The sequence below is a fragment of the Kribbella sp. NPDC055071 genome (genome assembly GCF_053608045.1).
The window spans coordinates 1-7,967 of record NZ_JBSGUS010000053.1 but is presented as its reverse complement, the minus strand read 5'-3'; the positions used below and the strand labels follow the sequence as shown (position 1 = coordinate 7,967).

Genomic DNA, 7,967 nt, shown 5'->3' with positions numbered 1-7,967 from the left:
ACAGCCAACGAAGCCACCAGGCGCCCGCCCCGGAACACATCCGGGACGGGCGCCTCGGCCTGCCCCTTGACAAGAGGTCTCGACATATCAGTCGCGCCGGCGTGCGTCAAGGGCGCCTTCGGCGCCGCTGCGCGATCTTCGACCCTTGACCCACACCACCGCGACCAGGGAAAGCGGCAGCTATTCCGGAGCCGCTGACCCGAGTGGTCGCGTGCTGGGTGCGATCACGGTGCTGGACTGTGGTGAGACCGACAGCGCGGGGGACGTGGTGGTCGGGCATGCATCAGGTTGCGCCCCGCAGCCAGGGTGAGCTCGTCCCATTTCAGGGGCCGGCCCCTGAAATGGTGGGGTGCGGACGGTGTATACCGGTGGTTCACCCACTACTTCCGGGGGCGGCCCCTGAAATGGGGGGCGCCCCGGTCCGCCGGGTGGCGGGGTTGTGCGGGTGGAACAGGTGCTTCGCGGGTGGCGCGGACAGGTTGGCGGGACTGCGGACACGTTGTTTCCGCAGACCCCACAGGGTGTCCGCGCGACCGGCAGGTGCCCGCCGGCGGACCTCGGATCAACCAGTGCACGGGCCCCGCACCAAACCGGACCACCCGAACCCAACACTCGCCCGTTGAGCCGCGATCGTGGCGCGGCCGTTGTGGGATGCGGTGGGGAGGAGCGGAGAGTAGTCGGGCTGCCACCGTGGCGGGATGCTACTGATGGGTTTATATTCGTGCGGGTGATCACGGGGCACGGGCGGGACGAGCGGGGTGGGGGGTCGGTTCCTGCGCTGGCTGTGCTGGTGTTGCTCGGGGTTGTCGCGGTGGTGGGCATCTTGGGGAACAAGGACAAGCGGCCCGAGGTCGACCTGACCACGTTGACGGCCTCGACGACCGCGACCACGATCACGACCGCGCCGCTGGATGGGCAGCCGTACGCCGGGACCGACGGGCTGGTCGTGCATCCGCGGGCCGAGACTGCGTTGTACAGCGCGCCGGACGCGGACGCGTTCGGCAAGATCGGGCCTACCCAGTTCGGGCCGACGTGGTTGCCGGTGGTCGAGCAGACCGATGGGTGGGTGCGGGTGTTGTTGCCGTCGAAGCCCAATCGGTCGACCGGCTGGATACCCGACGGGGATCTCGATCGCGCGACCTCGTCGTACCTGATCCGGGTTCATACCAGCTCGCGGACCATCGAGCTGTTCCTGCGCAACAAGAGCCTCGGCGTCTGGAAGGCGGGAGTCGGCGCGAAGAAGACGCCGACGCCGCCGGGGCGCACGTTCCTGCTCGGATCCATCATCGACAACAAGCGGTCGGCCTCGCCGGTCGTGCTGCCGTTGGGTGCGCACAGTCCCACCCTGGACACGTTCGGTGGCGGACCTGGTACGGTCGCGATCCACGGCTGGCCGCGGCCGGACGTGTTCGGCGCGGCGATCAGCGCCGGGTGTGTCCGGGTTCCGAAGACCGCCCTCGCCAATTTGCAGAAGGTCCCGCTCGGGACCCTCGTCCTGATCGACAGCAAGTAGATCCAGACACTTGAGGAGAGCAGTGATGCGACCAGACCTCGCACGGACCGTCACCACGGTCGCGGCCGTCGGCGGCGTCGTGGCGTTCACCTTGGTCGCCAGCGCGCCCGTGGGCAACGCGGCCGCCCGGCCGTCCTCGGCGTACGCCGTCAGCGCGGAAGGGCAGTTCCCGGTCGCCAAGACGCCGTACGCCGAATCCCTCGACGGCAAGCGGCACACGACCTCCGCGCTGGAGCTGCCGAAGAACCCGCTGCTCTCGGTCCGCGCCGGCAACGCGACCGCCGGCAACGACTCGGCGTCCGTCGAGCTCTTCGACATCGTCGTCGGGCCGGACATCCTCAGCCAGGTGAAGCTTCCGCCGGAACTCAAGCAGTCGTGCGCGACCCTCCCGGCCACCGGCGCCGACGATCTGCCGATCCCGGACCTCGCTCTGCCCGATCTCGGCATCCCGCTGCCGTCGCTGAGTACCAAAGATCTCCCGGTCAAGAACCTGCCCGACCTGTGCAACCTGCTACTGACGCCGCCGAGCTCGCTGCTCGGCATCGACGCGGTGAATGTCTGGTGCTCAGGCGACCAGGGCGGCGTCGACATCGGCGCGCTGACGCTGCTCGGTCACAAGCTGGCGCTGCCGACGACCAAGCAGAGCGCGACGATCCCGGCCGCGCCGCTGGCCACGATCAAGGTCAACGAGCAGGTCAAGCACTCGGACGGTTCGTTCACGATCACCGGTCTGACCATCGACATCGGCGGCGGCACGCAGGTCATCCGCCTGGCCTCGGCCACCTGCGCCAAGCAGGTCGTGTCGAAGCCGAAGCCCACGCCGAAGCCGACTCAGCCCGCCATCCCGGTGCCCGGCGCCGACCAGCCGCCGATGGCCCCAAGGCCGGTCCCGGTCAAGACCCACCAGCCGGTGACCGGTTAGAGCTTGATCCCGAGGAGGGCGTCGGCGGCCTGGGCGACCAGGGCCGGCGCCTCCGGGTCGTCTCCGTTCGTCGCGGCCCAGGTGTCGATCGCGGACAGCGCCGCGACCGTGTCCAGGTCGTTCGTCAGAGCAGCCCGTACGGCGTCAACCACAGCCGCACCATCCGGGCCCGAACCCCGGCCGATCGCGCCACGCCACACATCCAGGCGCTCCTGACCGTCCAGCAGGTCCGAATCCATCCAGAACCAGTCCGTGCGGTAGTGGTGCATCAACAGCGCGAGCCGGATCGCCATCGGATCGATGCCGGCCAGGCGCTCCTTCGACACCAGGACCAGATTGCCCTTGGACTTGGACATCTTCTCGCCGTCCAGCCCGACCATCGCCTGATGCACGTACGCCCGCGCGAACGGAAACTTCCCGGTCGCGACCTGCGCCCCACTCGCCGACATCTCGTGGTGCGGGAAGATCAGGTCCGATCCACCGCCCTGGACGTCGAAGGTCATGCCGAGGTACTCGAGCGCGATCGCCGAACACTCCACATGCCAACCCGGCCGGCCGCGGCCCACGGGTGAATCCCAGGCCGGCTCCCCCGGACGCTGGTGCCGCCACAGCAGGCTGTCGAGCGGGTCGCGCTTGCCCTCGCGATCGGGGTCACCGCCGCGCTCGGCGAACAGGTCGCGCATCGTCGAGCGGTCGTACCCGGACACGCTTCCGAAGGCAGGGTCCGCCTTCACCGCGAAGTACAGGTCGCCGTCGACCGAGTAGACCGCACCTGCTGCCTGCAGCTCCTCGACCGCAGCCGCCACCAGGTCGACCGACTCGACCACACCGATGTAGTCCTGCGGCGGGATCACCCGCAACGCCGTCATGTCGTCGCGGAAGAGCTGGATCTCCTGGTACGCAAGGTCCGTCCAGTCGACACCGGTCGCCGTCGCCCGCTCGAGCAGCGGGTCGTCGATGTCGGTGATGTTCTGCGTGTAGTGGACGTCGTATCCGGCGTCGCGCCAGAGCCGGTTCACCAGGTCGAACGTCACGTACGTCGCCGCGTGCCCCATGTGGGTGGCGTCGTACGGTGTGATGCCGCACACATACATCCGGGCGGTCCCGCCGTCGGCCGGTGGCACCTCGACCAGCCCACCCGACGCGGTGTCGTGGAGGCGCAGTCGCCGTGCCGGACCCGGCACGACCGGGATGTCTGGTTTCGTCCACGCCTGCATGATCGGAGCTTATGCCAGTCCGGTTTTCAACGAGGCGACACGGTTCCACTCCCTGGTCTCCGCCGCCGGGGTTGGACCGCGTAGGTTATGCACCCGAAAAGCGGCTAGCCTCGGCACAGTGAACGCAGACTTCAGCGCGGAGTTCCAGGCGTACGGCGGCTGGGTGGCCGCAGCCGCGATCCAGCAGCAGGACGTCTTCAACGACGCCGTCGGAACCGACTCGCTGTACGCCGATCTCGAGACCCGCACCCTGACCGGGGAACGCGGCGTCATCGGCGGCGTCTCGTTTCTGGGCAGCTTCTCGCATCTCGACAACACCTGGCTGTGGGGTTGGGCCAACCCCGCGTTCGGCCCGGAGGCGCCCGCGGTGGCGCCGACCCTTCCGATCCGCGACTTCGGCGCCGAACACAAGATCAGCGAGTTCACCACCGAGAGCCCGGACCTGAGCGAGTTCCTCGACCCCCCGCAGGCCGCGATCACGCTCGCGATCACCGCCGGCACCGTGCTCGGCGGCCGGGGCGTCTGGTCGACCGCGATCAACGAGGGCCGCGGGCACGTGTACCTGCACATTGCCGACGACCACCTCCCGCGGGCCGACTTCAGCCCGTTGTCGACGCCGCGACTGCTGTCAACCGCAGTCACCGTCTTCCCGGCCGACCACCGTCGCGTGGTCCAGGGCTACGTCCAGCACTTCGGCATGCCGTACGACGCCGGCCCGGACGCCATCCGCGCGACGGCGCCCGGCGGATCGCTGCTCGTGACCACCTTCGACGACCAGGGCCGCATCGCCGACGTATCGGTGAAGCCTGCCTAGCAAGAAGCCTGCCCAGAAGAAGCCCGCCCAGAAGAAGCCCGGCTAGAAAGCGGGCCAGGGAATCGCCGGCCAGTCGTCGCTCGGGGACGGGTACACGCCAGTCTTCAGTAGCGAGGCGCAGCGTTCCCGGGTGGCGGTGAGCTCGACGGCAGTGATCAGCTCGCACAGCTCCTGACCGAACCCACCCGCGAGCCGGTCGGCCAAGCGTCGTACGTCGACCAGCAGGTCGGCCGGGATTGGTTCGCCGGCCCAACCCCACAAGACGGTCCGGAGCTTGTCGTCGGCGTTGAAGGTGACGCCGTGGTCAACGCCGTACACCCGTCCGTCGCCCGGGTTCAGCACGTGGCCGCCCTTGCGGTCGGCATTGTTGACGATGGCATCGAAGACGGCCATCCGCCGCAACGCCTCGTTGTCCGCGTGCACCAACGTCACCGGGTTGTGCCGGCCGTCGAGTGCGTCGAGTACGCCGACCCAGCCCTTCGGCACGCGTCCTTGCGGCACGATGTCGACCAGCTCGGTCTCCCCCGGCCCGAGCTCGGCCTCGTCGATCCACAGCTGCACCATGCCCTCGCCGAGAGGTCCGTCCCGCAGCAGCGTCGGTGGCACCACTGACCACCCGAGCGCCTCGGATACGACGTACGCCGCGAACTCCCTTTGCGCCAAGGTCCCGTCCGGAAAGTCCCATAATGGGCGCTCCCCCTGGACCGGCTTGTAGACCACCGTCGCGGTCTCGTCGCCGAGGCTGACCGAACCCTGGTACGTACCGTTCGACGCGGCGACGAGCCGGCCGTGCAGAGACAGCTCCCCAGTCGCGAGGAGAAGTGGTTCGGTCATTCGGGCAGGTGCCTGCGGTAGCCGTTGGCACGCGGGCAGATATGCCCCTCGGGATCGATCGGACGGCCGCAGAACGGGCAGCTCGGCCGACCGGACGCGACCAGCGCAACCGCTCGGCGGGCGAACGCCCGTGCCTGCTCCTCGGTGATCCGAACGATGAAGACCTCGGCCTCGTCGGTCTCCAGCGCGGCCGCGACCGGATCGGTCTCTTCGAGGTCGACCTGCTCACCCGTGACGACCGCGAACACCTCGATCACCACGCGCTCGGCGTCGGACTCCCAGGCCAGCGTCATCGTGCCGGCCCGGAACTCCTCCTCGATCGGCTGCTCCAGGGGACCGGTGTCGTCCACGGCGGTCAACGTGACCGGCTCGCGCTCGAACCGCCGGGCCACCTCGTCCAGCATCACGTCGAGCCGCTCCGCGAGCGCCATCACCTGTTCCTTCTCACAGGCCACCGAGGTCAGCCGGACACCGGCCCGGGCCTGCAGGAAGAACGTCCTCGCACCGGGCTCCCCGACGGTGCCGGCGACGAACCGATCCGGGTCGTCATAGGAATGCACAACTCGCGCCATAACTAGACCCTATTACCGTCCACCGACGACCGCGTCGGAAGACTGCTTGGTGGTCGCCCGCTGCGCCGATTTCTGGGCCGACTTCGACTTCGGTTGAGGCTTTGGCACAAGTGAGGCCAGCTCGCTGCCGGAGTCGTTCAGGCGGACCAGGAACGGGCGGGTCTTGGTGTAGGTGATGATCGTCGTCGACGCCGTGTCCACGACGATGCGCTGGAACGTGTCCAGATGCTGGCCCAACGCGTCGGCCACGATCGCCTTGATCACGTCGCCGTGCGACACCGCCACCCAGATCGCGCCGTCGCCGTGGCTCGCGGCCAGCGCCGCGTCGTGCGCCCGTACGGCGTCGACCGCGCGTTGCTGCATCGCCCGCATCGATTCGCCGTTCGGGAAGGTCACCGCGGACGGGTGCTGCTGGACCACGGTCCAGAGCGGATCCTTTGCCAGGGTAGAGATCTTCTGGCCGGTCCAGTCGCCGTACCCGCACTCGGTCAGGCGCCGATCCGTTGCCGGACGCAACCCTTGGTGGTGCTTCGCGATGGCTGCCGCGGTCTGCTTGCAGCGCTCCAGCGGCGAGGTGACGATCGCGGCCAGCGGCAGGCCGGCCAGTCGCTGTGCGACCGCCTCGGCCTGCTTGATCCCGGTGTCGTCGAGTTTCACTCCCGGTGTCCGGCCGGCCAGCGTGCCGGACGTGTTCGCGGCGCTGCGGCCGTGCCGGACCAGAATCACCGTGGGCATGACCTGCACGGTATCCGGTCCATCAAGTCGGAGTCGCGCCTGGATCACCCCGAACGCCCCGGGTGCGATCATGGAGCCGTGATCGTGGACTGCGGCGTGTACGCCGAGGGCGAACGCAAGGACCTGCCCAGGGACCCGGAGACCGTGGCGCAGGCCGTTGACGACGACCACGCGAGCTTCGGCTGGGTCGGCCTGCACGAGCCGTCCGAGGAGGAGATGACCCGGGTCCAGCGGCTCTTCAACCTCCACGACCTCGCCGTCGAGGATGCGATGCAGTTGCATCAGCGTCCCAAGGTCGAGCGGTTCGGCGACGCACTCGTCGTCGTACTGCGCACGCTCTGGTACGTCGATGCTGGTGACGCGGTCGAGACCGGCCAGGTCACCGTGTTCGTCGGTCCCCGGTACGTCGTGACCGTGCGGCACGGTGAAGGTGGTGAGCTCGCGACCGCCCGCAAGGGTCTGGAGGAGCGCGCCTCGATCCTGGGCCACGGACCGACTGCGGTGCTGTGGGCGATCTGCGACGAGATCGTCGACGACTACGAGAAGGTCGCGGGATCGGTCGAGGTCGACGTGGACGAGATCGAGTCCTCGGTCTTCTCCCCCGAGCGCACCAGCGACGCCGAGCGGATCTACGGGCTCAAGCGCGAGGTGCTCGAGATGCGCCGCGCGATCGACCCGCTGCGCGACCCGATGGAGCAGTTCACCCACGGGATGCGCGGCCTGAACCCGCAGGCCGCGCCGTTCTTCCGTGACGTCTCCGACCACATCAACCGCGTCTCCGACCAGACCGAGGCGATCGACACCCTGCTCAGCTCCGCCCTGAACGCACACCTCGCGCGCATCTCGGTCCAGCAGAACGACGACATGCGCCGAATCTCGGCCTGGGTCGCGATCGCCGCCGTACCGACCATGCTGGCCGGCATCTACGGCATGAACTTCGACTACATGCCCGAACTACGGTGGCACTTCGGCTTCTACGCCATCCTCCTGGTGATGGCCGGCACCTGCTTCACCATGTACCGCTTCTTCCGCAAAGTCGGCTGGCTGTAACCCTTCTTCAGTTGTTATGAAGGTGTGTAGGCAAGACGGTCACCGCTGCGCGTCGGCTGACTTTGTCGCCTTCGGCGGGGCGCTGATGGTTGATACGCGCCCGGGTGGTGTGCGCAAGCGCATGTGGTGATAGCGGATGCCGGGACTGCGATGTGGTGATGGCGTATGCCGGGACGGGGATGTGGTTGCCGCGGTTCCGGGCTGCGTGATCGTGCTAGTCACGGCGGCGCGCGTCAAGGGCGCCTTCGGCGTCGCTGCGCGATCTTCGACCCTTGACCCACACCACCGCGACCAGGGAAGGATCGCAGCT

8 protein-coding genes are annotated in these 7,967 nt (G+C 68.5%); 4 read left to right on the top strand and 4 right to left on the bottom strand.

Features of this window, described 5'->3' with window-relative positions; all coding sequences use genetic code 11:
* The first annotated feature begins 727 nt into the window (after positions 1–727).
* Together ACWF4Z_RS37965 and ACWF4Z_RS37960 are read left to right on the top strand one after the other, a co-directional pair.
* Positions 728–1,513, top strand: coding sequence for a L,D-transpeptidase (locus ACWF4Z_RS37965; protein ID WP_452248086.1), 786 nt, complete (start codon positions 728–730; stop codon positions 1,511–1,513).
* Between the two features lie 25 nt (positions 1,514–1,538).
* Positions 1,539–2,435, top strand: a complete 897-nt coding sequence (locus ACWF4Z_RS37960) for a hypothetical protein (RefSeq protein WP_452248085.1) — start codon at positions 1,539–1,541, stop codon at positions 2,433–2,435.
* Here ACWF4Z_RS37960 and mshC read toward each other — a convergent pair.
* Positions 2,432–3,652 carry a cysteine--1-D-myo-inosityl 2-amino-2-deoxy-alpha-D-glucopyranoside ligase gene (gene mshC / locus ACWF4Z_RS37955; RefSeq protein WP_452248084.1) on the bottom strand — a complete coding sequence of 407 codons (1,221 nt, stop codon included), beginning with the start codon at positions 3,650–3,652 and terminating at the stop codon, positions 2,432–2,434. The genes ACWF4Z_RS37960 and mshC overlap by 4 nt on opposite strands.
* A gap of 118 nt (positions 3,653–3,770) precedes the next feature.
* Here mshC and ACWF4Z_RS37950 point away from each other — a divergent pair, with 118 nt between their 5' ends.
* Positions 3,771–4,466: a DUF6882 domain-containing protein gene (locus tag ACWF4Z_RS37950; RefSeq protein WP_452248083.1), complete on the top strand. Its 696-nt coding sequence runs from the start codon at positions 3,771–3,773 to the stop codon at positions 4,464–4,466.
* A 42-nt stretch (positions 4,467–4,508) separates the two neighbouring features.
* Here the strand turns inward: ACWF4Z_RS37950 and ACWF4Z_RS37945 are convergent, their stop codons facing one another.
* Genes ACWF4Z_RS37945 through ACWF4Z_RS37935 form a run of 3 tightly spaced genes read right to left on the bottom strand, consistent with a single transcriptional unit; the run spans position 4,509 to position 6,607 of the window.
* Entirely contained in the window at positions 4,509–5,300 is a 792-nt protein-coding gene (locus ACWF4Z_RS37945; RefSeq protein WP_452248082.1) for an SCO1664 family protein, read from the bottom strand.
* The gene (locus tag ACWF4Z_RS37940; RefSeq protein WP_452248081.1) at positions 5,297–5,872 is read right to left on the bottom strand and encodes a DUF3090 domain-containing protein; all 576 of its coding nucleotides are present in this window, start codon (positions 5,870–5,872) and stop codon (positions 5,297–5,299) included. Before ACWF4Z_RS37940 ends, ACWF4Z_RS37945 begins: the two co-directional genes overlap by 4 nt.
* A gap of 12 nt (positions 5,873–5,884) precedes the next feature.
* Positions 5,885–6,607 carry a histidine phosphatase family protein gene (locus ACWF4Z_RS37935; protein WP_452248080.1) on the bottom strand — a complete coding sequence of 241 codons (723 nt, stop codon included), beginning with the start codon at positions 6,605–6,607 and terminating at the stop codon, positions 5,885–5,887.
* 78 nt (positions 6,608–6,685) lie between these two features.
* On the opposite strand from ACWF4Z_RS37935, the gene ACWF4Z_RS37930 reads away from it, so the two are divergent.
* Complete coding sequence (locus ACWF4Z_RS37930) at positions 6,686–7,657, top strand: magnesium and cobalt transport protein CorA (protein WP_452248079.1); 972 nt, start codon at positions 6,686–6,688, stop codon at positions 7,655–7,657.
* Positions 7,658–7,967: the final 310 nt, after the last annotated feature.

Coding starts and splice junctions, on each gene's coding strand:
- ACWF4Z_RS37960 (WP_452248085.1), top strand. CDS start 1,539: ATGCGACCAGACCTCGCACGGACCGTCACCACGGTCGCGGCCGTCGGC.
- ACWF4Z_RS37945 (WP_452248082.1), bottom strand. CDS start 5,300: ATGACCGAACCACTTCTCCTCGCGACTGGGGAGCTGTCTCTGCACGGC.
- ACWF4Z_RS37935 (WP_452248080.1), bottom strand. CDS start 6,607: ATGCCCACGGTGATTCTGGTCCGGCACGGCCGCAGCGCCGCGAACACG.
- mshC (WP_452248084.1), bottom strand. CDS start 3,652: ATGCAGGCGTGGACGAAACCAGACATCCCGGTCGTGCCGGGTCCGGCA.
- ACWF4Z_RS37940 (WP_452248081.1), bottom strand. CDS start 5,872: ATGGCGCGAGTTGTGCATTCCTATGACGACCCGGATCGGTTCGTCGCC.